The organism is Aeromonas allosaccharophila, from assembly GCF_016026615.1.
GTDB classification, from domain to species: domain Bacteria; phylum Pseudomonadota; class Gammaproteobacteria; order Enterobacterales; family Aeromonadaceae; genus Aeromonas; species Aeromonas allosaccharophila.
The window spans coordinates 4,236,150-4,251,598 of record NZ_CP065745.1 but is presented as its reverse complement, the minus strand read 5'-3'; the positions used below and the strand labels follow the sequence as shown (position 1 = coordinate 4,251,598).

General features: G+C 59.7%; 14 protein-coding genes. 9 read left to right on the top strand and 5 right to left on the bottom strand.

The annotated features are described in order from the left end of the window. The first annotated feature begins 100 nt into the window (after positions 1-100). A complete protein-coding gene (locus I6G90_RS19540; RefSeq protein WP_197928823.1) occupies positions 101-601 on the top strand; it encodes a YfbU family protein in 501 nt (166 codons plus the stop codon). A 59-nt stretch (positions 602-660) separates the two neighbouring features. Here I6G90_RS19540 and yfbV read toward each other — a convergent pair whose 3' ends face one another. Continuing rightward, on the bottom strand, positions 661-1,101 hold the full coding sequence (gene yfbV, locus I6G90_RS19535) for a terminus macrodomain insulation protein YfbV (RefSeq protein WP_005339116.1): 441 nt from the start codon (positions 1,099-1,101) through the stop codon (positions 661-663). 304 nt (positions 1,102-1,405) lie between these two features. On the opposite strand from yfbV, the gene I6G90_RS19530 reads away from it, so the two are divergent. From I6G90_RS19530 to I6G90_RS19510, 5 genes are all read left to right on the top strand, one after another. Further along, a complete protein-coding gene (locus I6G90_RS19530) occupies positions 1,406-2,608 on the top strand; it encodes an acetate kinase (protein ID WP_042059883.1) in 1,203 nt (400 codons plus the stop codon). 56 nt (positions 2,609-2,664) lie between these two features. Beyond that, on the top strand, positions 2,665-4,845 hold the full coding sequence (gene pta / locus I6G90_RS19525) for a phosphate acetyltransferase (RefSeq protein WP_042059882.1): 2,181 nt from the start codon (positions 2,665-2,667) through the stop codon (positions 4,843-4,845). 378 nt (positions 4,846-5,223) lie between these two features. Further along, positions 5,224-5,550: a ComEA family DNA-binding protein gene (locus I6G90_RS19520; RefSeq protein ID WP_197928821.1), complete on the top strand. Its 327-nt coding sequence runs from the start codon at positions 5,224-5,226 to the stop codon at positions 5,548-5,550. A 96-nt stretch (positions 5,551-5,646) separates the two neighbouring features. Further along, entirely contained in the window at positions 5,647-6,558 is a 912-nt protein-coding gene (gene galU / locus I6G90_RS19515; protein ID WP_197928819.1) for a UTP--glucose-1-phosphate uridylyltransferase GalU, read from the top strand. Positions 6,559-6,771: 213 nt separating this feature from the next. After that, a complete protein-coding gene (locus I6G90_RS19510; protein ID WP_058053047.1) occupies positions 6,772-8,169 on the top strand; it encodes a peptide MFS transporter in 1,398 nt (465 codons plus the stop codon). A gap of 75 nt (positions 8,170-8,244) precedes the next feature. Here I6G90_RS19510 and I6G90_RS19505 read toward each other — a convergent pair whose 3' ends face one another. Beyond that, entirely contained in the window at positions 8,245-9,216 is a 972-nt protein-coding gene (locus I6G90_RS19505) for a response regulator (RefSeq protein WP_197928817.1), read from the bottom strand. 298 nt (positions 9,217-9,514) lie between these two features. Between I6G90_RS19505 and I6G90_RS19500 the strand changes: the two genes are divergently transcribed. The 3 genes from I6G90_RS19500 (at position 9,515) to I6G90_RS19490 (ending at position 11,908) form a co-directional block, all read left to right on the top strand. Next, a complete protein-coding gene (locus I6G90_RS19500; RefSeq protein ID WP_197928815.1) occupies positions 9,515-10,213 on the top strand; it encodes a DnaT-like ssDNA-binding domain-containing protein in 699 nt (232 codons plus the stop codon). A gap of 71 nt (positions 10,214-10,284) precedes the next feature. After that, entirely contained in the window at positions 10,285-11,139 is an 855-nt protein-coding gene (locus tag I6G90_RS19495; RefSeq protein WP_042059872.1) for a DnaA ATPase domain-containing protein, read from the top strand. Between the two features lie 133 nt (positions 11,140-11,272). Continuing rightward, a complete protein-coding gene (locus tag I6G90_RS19490) occupies positions 11,273-11,908 on the top strand; it encodes an SDR family oxidoreductase (RefSeq protein WP_197928813.1) in 636 nt (211 codons plus the stop codon). A gap of 117 nt (positions 11,909-12,025) precedes the next feature. Here I6G90_RS19490 and I6G90_RS19485 read toward each other — a convergent pair whose 3' ends face one another. From I6G90_RS19485 to I6G90_RS19475, 3 genes are read right to left on the bottom strand one after another with little or no spacing between them, the layout of a single operon-like run. Beyond that, positions 12,026-13,222, bottom strand: a complete 1,197-nt coding sequence (locus I6G90_RS19485; protein WP_197928811.1) for an ABC transporter permease — start codon at positions 13,220-13,222, stop codon at positions 12,026-12,028. After that, the gene (locus tag I6G90_RS19480; RefSeq protein WP_197928809.1) at positions 13,222-14,376 is read right to left on the bottom strand and encodes an ABC transporter permease; all 1,155 of its coding nucleotides are present in this window, start codon (positions 14,374-14,376) and stop codon (positions 13,222-13,224) included. The genes I6G90_RS19485 and I6G90_RS19480 overlap by 1 nt, the downstream gene beginning before the upstream one ends. Beyond that, the gene (locus I6G90_RS19475; protein ID WP_083617203.1) at positions 14,376-15,380 is read right to left on the bottom strand and encodes an HlyD family secretion protein; all 1,005 of its coding nucleotides are present in this window, start codon (positions 15,378-15,380) and stop codon (positions 14,376-14,378) included. Before I6G90_RS19475 ends, I6G90_RS19480 begins: the two co-directional genes overlap by 1 nt. Between the last annotated feature and the right edge of the window lie 69 nt (positions 15,381-15,449).

Genomic DNA, 15,449 nt, shown 5'->3' with positions numbered 1-15,449 from the left:
GCCAACGGATTTTTCTCACCAACTCCCCCGCCCAGATCAAAAAATTCATTTTATATATGGGTTAACGTGACCCCAGAATCATCTTCCAGCGAGATATCCCATGAACATGAGCAACACTGAGCGTTTGATCCTGAGCAACCAGTACGAAATTCTGGCGAAACTCAACCCGGAGAAGGCGGACATCTACCAGCGCGCCAGCACCATCATCGAGCGCGGCTACTGCCTGCAGATCCTCGAGCTGGAGAAGAGCTTTGGCCATCTGGATCTGGCGACCTGCCAGGAGGTGATCGACACCCTGGAGCTGCACCACGCACTGGCCATCTCATGGGGCAATCTGGATGCAACCGATCAGGGCGAGATCAACGCCAGCCGGCTGGAGTTCAACGGCTACAGCCGCAGTCAGGAGCGGGAGCTGGCTGACTACGTCTGCTTCCTGCTGGAAGTGGACAAGCGCTTCCCCGAGCTCAAGTGCCCGTGCGACGAACTCTCCAGCGACATCGCCATGCGCGACAAATACCAGCGGATGCTGACTGTATGGCGCCAGTGCCCGCGTCAGTACAAGCTCTCCATCCAGGAGATCCGCAAGGTGCTGGCGGCCTGATCCGCACATCGACCGCAACAAAAAAGGCGCCACTGGCGCCTTTTTGCATCTGAAGCGGATTATTCGTAGAGAAAGGATTTATCGAGCTGCTGGAAGGCGGCCTTGAGGGTATCTGCCAGCTCTTCATAGCGCGGCTGTGACACCAGCTGACGACGGCCCCCCTGCTCGTTCATCTTGCCGTTGATCTCCCGATACCAGCTCGCCAGCGAAGGGGGCAAACGGGTGTCGGCACGCTGGCCGAGCCAGTAGTAGCCCTGCAGCGGCAAACTGAGCAGAAACAGCACGGAAGTGATGACGGAGGGCCAGTAGTGCAGCTCGCCAAACTGGAACTGCAGCATCACGCTCAGCACCGCCAGCGCGGGGATTACCTTGAGAGCGAACTCGGTCGCCTTGATCACCCGATTTTCAGGAAACATCGAATTGAGCTCGGGACGGCGCGGCCAAAGCGTCATATAATGGCGCCCTTGCTGTAACTTAGTTCCAAAAATGTTCATGCTCATACTACCTCCGAGCGCTTTTTGAACGTACTAACGGCAAAACCTCGACAAAATTTGATGCAAAGTAACAAAGGTTGAGGATGACTTTGTTATTTTTCAACAATCGGGTTATCCTTTGTACGCCCATTTTTGCGTCAAAAGCGTCTTGCTATTGACCTGTCAGGGACGTCTGGATTTCGGGTCTTGTATCACTATACAAGGGGCAAGCAACAGATTGCCAACCCTCATAAGGATAAGTTGAAATTTTTTGGCCGCACCGCGTCCAACGCATCCGCCTACACAACCCAATCTGCGATAGGATTTATTCATGAGTAAGCTGGTTCTTGTTCTTAACTGTGGCAGCTCTTCCCTGAAGTTTGCTGTCATTGACGCAACCACCGGTGATGACCTGCTGTCCGGCCTGGCCGAGTGCTTCAACCTCGACGACGCCCGCATCAAGTGGAAACTGCATGGCGAGAAAGGCAGTGCCGATCTGGGCGCGGGTGCCGCTCACCAGGAAGCACTGGACTTCATCGTCAACAAGATCCTGCCGCTCAATCCGGAACTGGCCAAGAACCTGATCGCCATCGGTCACCGTGTTGTTCACGGTGGCGAGCGCTTCACCTCTTCCGTTGTCATCTGCGAAGACGTGATTGCCGGTATCGAAGCCGCTGTTCCGTACGCTCCGCTGCACAACCCGGCTCACCTGATCGGTATCCGTGAAGCGCGCCGCGTATTCCCGGCGCTGGCAGACAAGAACGTGGCCGTATTCGATACCGCGTTCCACCAGTCCATGCCGGAAGAAGCCTTCCTGTACGCCCTGCCGTACAAGCTCTACAAAGAGAACGGCATCCGTCGCTACGGCGCCCACGGCACCAGCCACTACTACATCAGCCTGGAAGCTGCCAAGCAGCTGAACAAGCCGGTTGAAGAGCTGAACATCATCAACTGCCACCTGGGCAACGGCGGTTCCGTCTGCGCCATCAAGAACGGCAAGTCTGTCGATACTTCCATGGGTCTGACCCCGCTGGAAGGCCTGGTCATGGGTACCCGCTCCGGCGATCTGGACCCGGCCATCATCTTCTTCCTGCACGACAAGCTGGGCATGAGCGTTGCCGATATCAACACCATGCTGACCAAAGAGTCCGGCCTGCTGGGTCTGACCGAAGTGACCTCCGACTGCCGTTTCGTTGAAGACAACTACGACAGCAAAGAAGAAGCCAAGCGTGCCATGGACGTTTACTGCTACCGCCTGGCCAAGTACATCGGTGCCTACGCCGCCGCCATGGATGGTCGTCTGGACGCCGTCGTCTTCACCGGTGGTATCGGTGAAAACTCCGCACCTATCCGTGAAATCACCCTGAACAAGCTGGGTCTGCTGGGCTTTGACGTCGATCACGACGCCAACCTGAAGGCTCGTTTTGGCAAGGGCGGCGAGATCACCAAGGCCGGTTCTACCAAGGCCCTGGTAATCCCGACCAATGAAGAGTGGGTGATTGCCCACGACGCGCTGGAACTGGTCGGCGCTTAATTGACGCAGTAACCTCGAGGCCGCCCACCAGGGCGGCCTTTTCCTGATCCCAAAAAATGAACAAGGGGTATAAAGTGGCACGCACTATTATGCTTATCCCGGTCGGCACTGGTGTCGGCGTAACTTCCGTGAGTCTTGGCGTTGTTCGCGCTATGGAACGTCACGGTGTCAATGTCAGCTTCTTCAAACCGGTTGCCCAGCCGCGTCCGGGTGAAACCGGTACCGAGCGCTCTACCGCCGTTATCCGCGCTGCTGCCAACATCAATCCGCCCGAGCCGTTCGCCCTCTCCTACGCCGAGAACATGATCAGCGCCAGCAACACCGACATCCTGCTGGAAGAGATCGTGGCCCGCTTCGAAGAGCACGTGAAAACCAGCGGTGCCGAAGTGCTGGTTGTCGAAGGTATGGTGCCGACCGACAAGCAGCCCTTTGCCAACAAGCTGAACTACGACGTTGCCAAGGCGCTGGACGCTGACATGGTATTCGTGACCCACCCGGGCCATGACTCCAGCCAGAAGCTGAAAGAGCGCATCGAGCTGGCCTGCTCCAACTTCGGTGGTGTCAACAACCCCCGTATCGTAGGTTGCGTGATCAACAAGGTGGGTGCACCGGTTGACGAGCACGGCGTAACCCGCCCTGATCTGACCGAGATGTTCGAGGCGCATCACCATGCGTCTGACGCCGCCCACAACCTGGAAGTGCTGCAAGTGTTCGGCAAGAGCCCGCTGCGCATCCTGGGCTGCATCCCGTGGAACACCCAGCTGATCGCCCCGCGCGCCAAGGATCTCGCCAAGCATCTGGCCGCCAAGATCCTGAACAAGGGCGAGCTGGACAGCCGTCGCCTGCAGACCGTGACCTTCTGTGCCCGCTCTATCCACAACATGATCGAGCACTTCCGTCCGGGCAGCCTGCTGGTGACCTCTGGCGACCGTTCCGACGTCATCGTCTCCGCCTGCCTGGCCGCCATGAACGGCGTCAAGCTGGGCGCGCTGCTGCTGACCGGTAACTACCATCCGGAACCGCAAGTGATGGCCCTGTGCCAACAGGCGATGGCTACCGGCCTGCCGATCATGATCACCGGTACCAACACCTGGCAGACCGCCGTCAGCCTGCAGAACTTCAACGTCGATATTCCGGAAGATGACCGTGAGCGTATCGAACTGGTGCAGGACTATGTGGCTGGCCACATCGACAAGCACTGGATCGAGTCGCTGACTGTCAGCTCTACCCGTTCCCGCCGTCTGAGCCCGCCGGCATTCCGTTATCAGCTGACCGAACTGGCCCGCCATGCCAACAAGCGTGTCGTGCTGCCGGAAGGCGATGAGCCGCGCACCATCAAGGCTGCCGCCATCTGTGCCGAGCGTGGCATCGCCCGTCCGGTGCTGCTGGGCAACCCGGAAGAGATCCGCCGTGTCGCCGAGCAGCAGGGTGTGGTACTGACCGATCGCGTCGAGATCATCGATCCGGTTGTGGTACGCGAGCGCTATGTGCCGCGTCTGGTCGAACTGCGCAAGAACAAGGGCATGACCGAAGTGGTTGCCCGCGAACAGCTGGAAGACAACGTGGTACTGGGTACCATGATGCTGGAGCGCAATGAAGTTGACGGCCTGGTATCCGGCGCGGTGCACACCACTGCCAACACCATCCGTCCGCCGATGCAGATCATCAAGACCGCTCCGGGCTCTTCCCTGATCTCCTCCATCTTCTTCATGCTGCTGCCTGACCAGGTTCTGGTCTACGGTGACTGCGCGATCAACCCGGATCCGACTGCCGAGCAGCTGGCCGAGATCGCCATCCAGTCCGCCGACTCTGCCGCCGCGTTCGGCATCGAGCCGCGTGTAGCCATGATCTCCTACTCTACCGGTACCTCTGGCGCCGGTGCCGATGTAGAGAAAGTGCGTGAAGCGACCGAGCTGGCCAAGGCCAAGCGCCCCGACCTCATCATCGACGGTCCGCTGCAGTACGACGCGGCCATCATGGAGAACGTGGCCAAGTCCAAGGCACCGAACTCACCGGTTGCCGGTAAAGCCACCGTGTTCGTGTTCCCTGACCTGAACACCGGTAACACCACTTACAAAGCGGTACAGCGTTCCGCTGACCTGGTTTCCATCGGCCCGATGCTGCAAGGCATGCGCAAGCCGGTCAATGACCTGTCCCGTGGCGCCCTGGTTGACGACATCGTCTACACCATCGCCCTGACCGGTATCCAGGCTGCTCAGGCTGACGAACAAGCTTAATCAGCTCTAGCCTGAAAAAACCGATCACAAAGGCTGCTCACCCCAGGTGAGCAGCCTTTTTTATTAGTTCTCTTTTGAAGACCAGTGAAACATGCCATCCGCACCGTTTTGCGCAGAATAATGCCATCCGGCACGTCAACAACGGTTTGAGCAGAGCGTCTCGGGGACGTGTGCTCACCAAGTCAAAGATGCATCTGAAATACATTCCAGATCATAAGGTTGGCTATACGGAGGCATTCATGGCGGAGCGCTTATAGCAAATCCACCACCATCGGCATGAGAATTTGACCTGTCAGAAGTTGCAGTGAAAAAGACCCGTTCGATACGCTATTCGTCAATGTGCCACTCGGCAAAATCCAACATCATGGAGGAATGGAAATGCTGATGAAGAAACTCTCTGCAATCATGCTGCTGGCCTGCTTGCCCCTGTTCAGCCAACCCGTGCTGGCCGCAGATAAGGTAGCGCCCAAGCAAACAACCACGGCCGCTGCCGCTGCCGCCAAGGAGGACGGCAAACTGAATATCAATACCGCCACCCTTGCCGAACTCACCAGCCTCAAAGGGATTGGCGACAAGAAGGCACAAGCCATCGTCGACTATCGGGAAAAACAGGGAAAGTTCACCTCGGTCGATCAGCTGGCGGATGTCAACGGCATTGGCCCGGCCACGCTGGAAGCCAATCGTGACATGATCATCGTCAAATAACGTCCGAGCCCTGCATATACAAATGGGGCAGCCGGTGGCTGCCCCATTTTTCTTGGAGTATGATTGCCGCACTTTCATCTCTCTGGATAGTTTTCCATGAAAAAGACCCCTCTGATCGTTCGCAAGGCCGTGCTCCCGGTAGCCGGTCTGGGTACCCGCATGTTGCCAGCCACCAAAGCCATCCCGAAAGAGATGCTGCCGGTGGTCGACAAACCGCTGATCCAGTATGTGGTGCGCGAAGCCATCGCCGCTGGCATCAAGGAGATCATTCTGGTCACCCACTCCAGTAAAAACTCCATCGAAAACCACTTCGACAAGAGCTTCGAGCTGGAAGCGACCCTCGAGAAACGGGTCAAGCGTCAGCTGCTGGAAGAGGTGCAACTGATCTGCCCGAAAGACGTCACCATCATGCACGTCCGCCAGGGTGAGGCCAAAGGGCTGGGCCACGCGGTTCTCTGCGCCCGTCCGCTGATCGGTGACAACCCCTTCGCCGTACTGCTGCCGGATGTACTGATCGACGAGGTCGCCAGCAACCTCAAGCAGGACAACCTGGCCGAGATGGTGCACATGTTCGAAGAGAACCAGATCAGCCAGATCATGGTGGAAGCGGTACCCGAGAGCGAAGTGGACAAGTACGGCATCGCCGATATCAAGGGTGAAGCGCTGAGCGAGGGGATGTCCCTGCCGATGCAGGCTATTGTCGAGAAGCCGCCCCGTGACGAAGCCCCCTCCAATCTGGCGGTCGTGGGTCGTTACGTCCTCTCCTCCAATATCTGGCCGCTGCTGGAGAAGACCCCGGCCGGTGCCGGTGACGAGATCCAGCTGACCGACGCCATCGCCATGCTGATGGAGCAGGAACAGGTCAACGCCTACTTCATGAAGGGCAAGAGCCACGATTGCGGCAGCAAGCTTGGATACATGAAAGCCAATGTGGAATATGCCGTGCGCCATCAGGAGCTGAACGGTGAATTCATCGGCTGGCTGAAGCAGTTCGTCAAGCAGTTGTAATCGCTGATAAATCTGTTTTTTATAGAGGTATTCAAGGAGCATCAAATGATGCTCCTTTTTCATTTGCGCAACAAAAAATCAATCAATAATAAATAAACTCTCAGCAAATCATAATGTTGTAATTTATTCACGCATGCTCTATAAGGATTGAGGCGTGTTTCTCGCCCTTGCATAAAAAACTCAAAAAAATATAAGACACAGGTGGAAGTTCCAATGAATAACCCGTCAAAAGGGACCTTTTTAGGTCACCCTAAAGGGCTTTTTTTGCTCTTTAGTACTGAACTGTGGGAGAGATTCTCCTATTACGGCATGCGTGCCGTGCTGGTACTCTATCTGACTGACCTGACTGCCAACGGCGGTCTGGGCTGGAGTCAGGCAGATGCCCTCAAACTCTACGGTATCTATACCGGTCTGGTTTATATCACTCCGCTGATCGGCGGCTGGCTGGCTGACACCTTCCTGGGTCAACGTCGCGCCATTCTGATCGGTGCTGTGCTGATGGCCGCAGGTCAGTTCACCCTGGCACTGCCCCACGCCATGTTCCCGGATATGGTCAACACCATGTTCTACGCCGGCCTCGCGCTGCTGATCGTGGGTAACGGCCTGTTCAAACCGAACATCTCCACCATGGTGGGTGACCTCTATGAAGAGGGCGATCACCGCCGTGATGGTGCCTTCACCATCTTCTATATGGGCATCAACCTGGGTTCCCTGCTGGCAGGTGTGATCTGTGGTGCTGCCGCCACCGCCTACGGCTGGCAAGCTGCCTTCGTCGGCGCCGGTATCGGTATGCTGCTCTCTCTGGTGATCCAGGCCACCATGGCCCAGCGTTTCCTGGGTAACATCGGTCGTGTCACTGCCGCCCAGCGTGCTGCAGCCCTGCGTACTACCGAGCAGAAAGCACCGCTGACCAAGCAGGAAGTGGATCGCATCAAGGTCATCCTGGTGCTGGGTCTGTTCACCATCATCTTCTGGGCCGGTTTCGAGCAGGCCGGTGGTCTGATGAACCTCTACACCCAGGAGTATACCGACCGCATGATCGGCAGCTTCGAAGTGCCGACTGCCTGGTTCCAGTCCCTGAACCCCTTCTTCATTATCACTCTGGCCCCGATCGTGGCAGCCATCTGGATCAAGCTCGGCAAGAAAGAGCCGAACTCTCCGGTCAAGTTCGCCATGGGTCTGCTGTTCCTGGCTGTCGGCTTCCTGTTCATGATCGGTGCCGTGCTGCAGCAAGGTGGTGACCAGACCGTCAAGACCTCCATGTTCTGGCTGGTTGGCGCTTACCTGTTCCACACCCTGGGCGAGCTCTGCCTCTCCCCGATCGGCCTCTCCATGGTGACCAAACTGGCTCCGCTGCGTCTGGCCTCCCTGATGATGGGTGCCTGGTTCGGCTTCGTTGCCCTGGCCAACTATGCTGCCGGCTTTATCGGCTCCTTCGTGGGTGAAGCGGGCCCGATCGCCATCTTCGGTGGCATCGCCCTGGCTGCGTTACTGAGCGCCCTGATCCTGCTGACCATGGCCAACCGCCTGGTTTACTGGATGCATGGTGCCGAAGGCCCGGCCAAAGAGCCGCAAGCTCAAGAGAAGAAACTGCACTCCGCCGCCGTCTAAACGGTCAGGATTGTAAAAAAACAGACAGGGCGCCCAATGGGCGCCCTGTTTGTTTTGGCCTGTTGTCAGGCGGCATCAGTGATGGCGAACCTGCACATCCAGCGATCCGCCGCTGTCGCTGCGAAACTGCAAAGCAAACGGTTCATGCCAACTGCGCTTGTGCAGGGCGTAATGGCTGCTGCGCATCAGACCAAGGGGCAAGCCACCGGAGCGCATCAACCAGTGGGGAGAGGTGAGCCCGGCGTTGGCAAACACCAGCCCATCGTGCTGATCAAACAGCAGCGCCGCCATGGCAAAAGAGTGACGAAGCCCGGATGCCATCAGCTGATGGTTGAGGTAGTCGAGCAACCGGTGCGGTTGGCTCAGCAAACGGCTCTCGTTTTGCTGAAACTGGCGGTAGGGGACGTTCATCAAGGATCGCACCAGCGCTCCGCAAAATGCCGCATCCGTTCCCATGATGGGCAGCTCCATCACCAGCACCAGCAGCTTGTCCTCCACCTTGAAGGTATCGGGAATAAAGAGGTGGCCGAGCCCCTTGAACGTAACCTGCCAAGGGCCCCACTCCTGCAAGCCCGGCGGCTTGAGCCCCGCCAGCAGGCGGCTGGCCGCCTTGTCGTGGGCACTGAAATAGTCGATATGATCCATCAGCTCAAGCTGCTGCGCCCGGTTGGCGCTGCCGTTGAGGCACTGTTCGATGCTGCGCTCGACCAGCCCGTAATCCTCCAACGGTTTGAGCAGGTAGTCCCGCGCACCGGCGCGCAACGCGCTGGCGACCGCCTCCATGGTGCTCTGGGCCGAAATGACGATAACCGGAATATGGGGATAGCGAGCGGAGAGGCAGGCGATCACCTCGAGACCATCCATATTGGGCATATTGAGATCGCACAGCACCACATCGGGGTGATAGAGCGCTGCCGCCGATATCCCCTCAATCCCATCCTCCGCCTGAAACACCGCTGCACCGTCCCGTGCGAGGTAACTCACTAACGAGTGGCGAAAAACAGCTTCGTCCTCCACCACCAGGATCCGTAGCCCGGCTTTTGGCATCTTGATAAAAACCTTATTAGTCAATTGGTTATTTAAGTAATAAGACTAGACCAAATCGGCTGGAATGCAGTGATTCCTGCGTCAAAAAGAGACCGTTTACCCGGCTTTCGATTTCATCACGCGTATTGATGAGGCGATATCCAGACGCCATCAGCCTGACCCAATCCGTTGTCAACGCCCCCCGCACCATGGCCTCTTGGCTGGGGGTCAGGATTAACCGGGTCACCACCTGCCGTGCGAATTGTGCAAGCCTGCGCCATAAGGGATAATGCCCCCACTCCAGCCCGTGAAGAAGACCATGACCCCAGCCGAATACAGCGCCCTTGCCCATCCCAGATTGTCCCATCCGGCTCGCAGTCTCTATACCCTGCAGCTGCGCAGACTGGTGCTGGAAAATCAGCTGGCCCGGCTCAACTATCCCGAGCTGGGTCGGGCGCTGGCGGTGGTCGATCCGGGCGATCCCTGCGGCTTCTCGTTTCAGGTCAATGCCCGCCAGCTCACCGAATTGTTCGATGAACTGATGGAGGCAGGCCTGCTGCAGGTCGAGGCGCAGCCCGAGAGTGAGCACTACCATCAGTGTCCGTTCCAGTTGCCGCTGCTGACCCAGAAACTGCGCAGCCCGCTGCCGGAGCGCCCCTTCCAGATGCATCTGCAGTGGCGACCGGATGAGGAGCTGCCCGCCCTCGCCCGCCTGTGCGGGGTGATCGATGCCAGCTACAGCGAAGAGGATCTGGGGGAGTTTATCGCCTACTGGCTGGGGCGCCCCGAGGTGTTCGACTCCCAGCATCAATGGATGCTCAAGTTTATTCGCGCCCTCAAGACCCGCCGCTACACCCGCCGCAAGCCGATGGAGGTGCAGGGCTACCAGCAGGTGACCCCCGCTCCGACAGAGGCAGGCCCGAGCAAACGTGCCCAACAGATGATTGAAGAGGCCAAACGGCTGGCCCAACAGCAAATGCAGGAACCCGCGCCGCAGCAGGAGCCGGATAATGATTGATAGCGGCCCCCGCCTGCAGGCAAAATCAACCCCCTGTCTACCCATCCCTGATCAAGCAGAAGGAGCATTCCATGACTGACCCGCAAGATCCCCTGCGCCAGGAGCTGGAAGAGATCGAAGCCAAGCGCAAGAGAATCGCCAAGGCCAAGCAGGACCATCGCGTTCACGATCCCGAGCTGAGCCAGCACGTTGGAGGTCTACTGGAGCGCATTCGTCGCCTGCAGCAAGAGACCGGCGGCGGCCAGTATGACTACGAGACCCTGCGCAAGGAGTACGATGCCAAGGCCAACGCCGAGGTGCGCGAGCTGCAGAAGGCGGCCCGCCAGGAGCGGATCCAGAAGCTGATCGCCCAGGCCGACCTCAACCCCGACTGGGTGTTCGAGAAGATGGACGCCACGGATCCCGCACTCCAGTACCCCATCGAAACGGCCCGCTACTTTATCAGCGGCTTCGAGCACTGGGAGAAGAGTGGCGGCGGTTGCATGCTGATTTACGGCGACTACGGCACCGGCAAATCGACCCTGGCAGGCGCAGTAGCACACGAGCTGATCGCCCTTCACCAGAAGTCGGTGATCTTCCAGCAGTGGGCCTCCATCGTCGATCGCCTGTTCTTCAACGTGATCCCCGATCAGGATGAGCGCAACCAGTACCGCCGTGCGCTGGAAGAGGTGGATCTGCTGATCATCGATGAGGTATCGGCCAACCGCGCCAAGATGGCGGAGAGTCAGTCCAGCTTCCTCGGCCACCTGCTGCGCCGCCGTCGCAACCTGTCAAAGAGCGTCATCATCATCACCAACCACACGCCCCAGAGCCTGCATCAGGCGATCGGTGATTTCAGCTATGAGGCGATCAAGGCGTTCAATCCGGTGGATATCCACCTGAGCGGCCCCAGCCGTCGCCCCAGTATCGGCAACTACAACGGCTGACCCCCTCGATGCGAGTGCGAGTCCTGGCGGCTCGCACTCTCTCCTTCCTGCTAGCTCACAAATAGAAACAACTCTCATTTACAGCACGCGAACAAGCCACTAGGCTAGCCCCTTTTGCCAAGGGAGCTCAGCTATGCCAACCACACTGATTTTCGGAGCCAGCCGCGGGCTGGGCCGCGCCTTTACTCACCACGCCCTGAATGAGGGTCATCGGGTGGTGGCGCTGGTACGCAGCCCCGAGATGGCCACCGAACTGCGCGCGCTGGGAGCCCTGGTGATCGAAGGGGATGCGCTGGATCCGGCTGCGGTGCAGCAGGCCTGCCTTGTGGCAGGGCAAGATGCACAGGTCGTCTCCACCCTCGGCAGCTTCCGTCAGACGGCGCCGGTGGACTATCAGGGCAACCGTCATGTGATCGATGCCATGGAGCAAGCAGGCCTGAAGCGGCTGCTGCTGGTCACCTCCCTCGGCTGTGGTGACAGCTGGCAATATCTGCCTGAGCGTGCCCGTGCCGCCTTCGGCCACGAAGTGCGCCTCAAGAGTCTGGCGGAGAGCTGGCTGCAGACCAGCACCCTCGCATGGACCATTCTGCGCCCGGCGGGCCTGCAGGATGGCGACGCCACCGGCCGTGCCGAGCTGAGTCAGGGCAAGGAGGTGCACGGACTGGTGCGCCGCGTCGATGTGGCCGCCCAAGGCCTGCGCCTGCTGGCGGATGACACGGCGGTGGGGCAGATCTACGCCATCGGCGATCCGGGGCTCCAGCGCGGCTAAATCAGCGCCATATCCATCCTCTTCATAGATCCGCGGATACAAAAACGGTCAGCCCAAGGGCTGACCGTTTTTCGCTTTACTGCACGCTTAATGTCACGTGCGCTTGCGCTATCGCGCTTAACCGGTGGTCGTTTCACTCTGTACGACCGGCTGACTGGCCACTGGCAACGACTGCTGCCGCTGGCGCAGCAGCAGACAGGCCAGCACACCATAGAGCAGCGCCAGTCCCCATAACTGCCACCAGTAACGGGAAACCTGCGCAAAGTCGGCCCCCATCTGGTTGAGGCGCAGAAAACCCTCGATGGCCGGGATAGTGGGCACCCACTGAGCCAGCCAGTTGAGGGGCGCCGGGATCAGCTCCAGCGGCCAGATAAAGCCCGCCAGAAAGACCAGCGGCAGGGAGGAAATCAACACTACCTGAGTCGGCAGATCCCGCCGGGTAAAGATCGCCCCCAGCACAATCCCGAACCAGCAGGTCGCCAGCAGGAACGGCAGGGCGAACAACCACAACTCCAGCGGATCGGCATGACGGGCGATGTGGTAGTGATCGAAGCAGAAGCCGAGGAAGTAGCTCACCGGCAGCAGGAACAGCCCGGCAATCACCAGGGTTCTGGCCAGCAGCAGCGGCAGCACCGGCGCGCTTTGCCAATAACCGTGCTCGCCGCGACAGCTGCGCTGGTTCTGGGTCGCCCCCAGGATCCCCGCCCCCATCAGCAACACCTGATGCAGGATCAGCACAAACACCGCCGGCACCACGTAGTTGACGTAGCCCATGGTGGGGTTGAACACCGGCACCACGTTGAGGGCCACCGCATTCCAGCCCATGGCCGCTTGCGGCAGTGCCTCGCCGTGGCTCAGCAAGCGCGCCACCTTCACCTGCGCGGCAAGGGTACCACCCGCCTGCGCCAGCCCTTCGGCAATGGTGCCGTAGACCAGGAAGTAGGAGGCATCACCGGCATAGCTCAGGGTCACGCTCTTGCCCTGCATCAGATCCCGATAGAAGTGGTTGGGAATGTGCAGGATCCCGCTCGCCTCTCCGGCCATCATCAGCTGACGCGCCTCGGCCAGCGAATTGGCTCGCGCCACCAGCTTCACCTGCGGCGTGGCATCGGCCATAAACTCCAGCTGACGCGACAGCTGGCTGCCATCCTCGTTGACCACCACCACCGCCTCTTCCCGCGGCAATTGATGCAGATAGGGCTGGGGATAGAGAAACGAGTAGAAGATCACCCCGCCAAACAAGGTCAGCATGATGGCGCGATCCGCCAGCAGGGTGCGCAGCTCGAGGCGCAACAGATCGACAAATCCCAGCATCACTCAGGCTCCTTCTCGGCGACGGCCACTGCGGCTGATTGACGGGCCAGATCGGCCTGCTGCTTGTAACGGCGCACCACCAGCAGCAGGGGGAGCAGGAACAGCAGCAGCGCCCCCAATTGCGGCAAGGCGGATGCGAGGGGCAGACCATAGTTGCTCTGACCTATCTGCAGCTCCACATAATGAGAAACCGGCAACAGGCTACGCCAGAAGCGGGCGAAATCCCCCATGGCGCTCACCGGAAAAGTGACCCCCATAAAGGCGAAACCGGGCGCCGTGTAAGCCCCCGCCAGCGACAGGGCGCGGGCCGGATCCCGAATGATGCCGTAAAAGAACGCCCCCATAGTAACGCAAGCGGCCGAGGCGAGCCCCAGCCCCACCACAAGTACCAACCAACTGCCGTGCATGGGATAGGCCAACCCCTTGAACAACAGCAGCGTCCAGACGATCCCCCAGCCCCAGCCAATCAGCACATGGGGCAGCAGGGTGCGCCACAGGCCGAACCAGACACCGCGGGTGGTCCAGTCCAGCCCCAGCCGATCGGTGCGGGCCAGCGCATTGAGGCCGAACAGCACCACCAGGATCTGCCACACTGCGGGCAAAATCGCGCTCAGCAGAAACTGGGCGTAACTGGAGTTGAGGTTGTAAAGCGCAGTGACCTGACTGCTGATGGGCACCGACTGCCCAATCGCACCGGGCAGCGCCTTGCCGTCGGCCATCGCCTCCAGCACACCGACCTGGCCGTTGAGAGTGCCTACCACCTGCGCCAGCGCCGAGTTGACCAGCTTGGCGATCAGGATGAACTGGCCATTGTTGAACACCGTCACCTGCGGCTGGGTACCCCGGCGGGCATCCCGCTCCAGATGGTTGGGGATCACCACCAGCGCATAGATGTCGCCACCGCGCAGCGCGCGCGCGCCAGCATCGATGGAATCAAACTGATTGACCACCTTGAGCCCGGCCGAGCCATCCAGCGAGAAGGCCAGCTGGCGCGACAGCACGCTGTGGTCCAAATCCACCAGCCCCACCTTGAGGTCGCGGGCCAGCCCTGCCGAGAAGATCCAGCAGAGGATCCCCATCAGCAGCAGCGGTACCCAGCTCATCAGGGCACGGCTGAACGGGTCCTGCCACAGCAGCCGAAATTCACGTCCCATCAGAGTTCAACCAGCACACTCATGCCAACCCGCAGCCCCTCAACCGGTTGCAGCGGACGGGCCTCCACCTGGAAGCTCTTCATGTCGAAACCCTGACGGGTATCGGTGGCACGCCAGGTGGCGAAATCCCCCATCACCGCCACATGGGTCACCTTGAAGCGGACTGTCTGGTCGCCAAGGCCCGGGATGCGGGCATCGAACTCGGTATCCACGGTGAAACGGGGCAACAGATCTTCGCGGATGTGGAACTGGGCCCAGGCATCGCTCATGTCGAGCAGCGTCACCACCGGGAAGCCTTGCGGCGCCAGCTCGCCGCTACGCAGCAGTACCTGACTCACTTCACCATTGTGGGGACTGGTGATGCGGGTGTCGGCCAGATAGGCCTCTACCTCGGCCACCGAACCGGCCGCCATCTTGGCCTTCTCGCGCGCCGCAATCTTGGTCTCTTCCCGCGCCCCTTCCAGCGCCATCTGGTACTGCTGCCACGCCATTCCTTCGCTGTAGCGGGCAGCTTGCCAGGCGGTCCAGGCTTCATCGCGTTTTTGCAGCGGCATCACGCCATCGCGGTGCAGGCTGGCGACCCGCTCATAAGTCTTGCCACGCAGCTGGGCGGCGGCCTTGGCTTTTTGCCACTGATCCTTGGCGGCGGCGATCTGCTGGGCACGAGCCCCCTTCTCTGCCTCCTGCGCCAGTGCGCCCGCGGCCGCTTCACCAGCCTTGGCCTGGCTCAGCTTGGCTTCAATCTCGGGGCTCGCCAGGGTAAAGACCAGCTGATCCCTGGTCAGCTGATCGCCCTTTTTCACCAGCACCTCGTCGATGCGACCCGGCACTTTGGAGGAGACCGAGTACTGCTGCGCCTCAATTTGCCCTTGCAGATGCACCGGCTCAGGCTGATAGGCGAGCCAGAAGCGCCAGCCGAGCCAGACCACCAGGATCACCAGCGCCAGTGGCAACAACAGCGGTTTACCCTGGCTCATCTTCTTTTTGATGGGGGGATGGCTCATCACTTCACCTCGACAAACGGGCGACCCTTGGCGGTCGAAACAGACATGAAAAAAGAAACAGACAGGGCC

Coding starts and splice junctions, on each gene's coding strand:
- I6G90_RS19540 (WP_197928823.1), top strand. CDS start 101: ATGAACATGAGCAACACTGAGCGTTTGATCCTGAGCAACCAGTACGAA.
- yfbV (WP_005339116.1), bottom strand. CDS start 1,101: ATGAGCATGAACATTTTTGGAACTAAGTTACAGCAAGGGCGCCATTAT.
- I6G90_RS19530 (WP_042059883.1), top strand. CDS start 1,406: ATGAGTAAGCTGGTTCTTGTTCTTAACTGTGGCAGCTCTTCCCTGAAG.
- pta (WP_042059882.1), top strand. CDS start 2,665: ATGAACAAGGGGTATAAAGTGGCACGCACTATTATGCTTATCCCGGTC.
- I6G90_RS19520 (WP_197928821.1), top strand. CDS start 5,224: ATGCTGATGAAGAAACTCTCTGCAATCATGCTGCTGGCCTGCTTGCCC.
- galU (WP_197928819.1), top strand. CDS start 5,647: ATGAAAAAGACCCCTCTGATCGTTCGCAAGGCCGTGCTCCCGGTAGCC.
- I6G90_RS19510 (WP_058053047.1), top strand. CDS start 6,772: ATGAATAACCCGTCAAAAGGGACCTTTTTAGGTCACCCTAAAGGGCTT.
- I6G90_RS19505 (WP_197928817.1), bottom strand. CDS start 9,216: ATGCCAAAAGCCGGGCTACGGATCCTGGTGGTGGAGGACGAAGCTGTT.
- I6G90_RS19500 (WP_197928815.1), top strand. CDS start 9,515: ATGACCCCAGCCGAATACAGCGCCCTTGCCCATCCCAGATTGTCCCAT.
- I6G90_RS19495 (WP_042059872.1), top strand. CDS start 10,285: ATGACTGACCCGCAAGATCCCCTGCGCCAGGAGCTGGAAGAGATCGAA.
- I6G90_RS19490 (WP_197928813.1), top strand. CDS start 11,273: ATGCCAACCACACTGATTTTCGGAGCCAGCCGCGGGCTGGGCCGCGCC.
- I6G90_RS19485 (WP_197928811.1), bottom strand. CDS start 13,222: ATGCTGGGATTTGTCGATCTGTTGCGCCTCGAGCTGCGCACCCTGCTG.
- I6G90_RS19480 (WP_197928809.1), bottom strand. CDS start 14,376: ATGGGACGTGAATTTCGGCTGCTGTGGCAGGACCCGTTCAGCCGTGCC.
- I6G90_RS19475 (WP_083617203.1), bottom strand. CDS start 15,380: ATGAGCCATCCCCCCATCAAAAAGAAGATGAGCCAGGGTAAACCGCTG.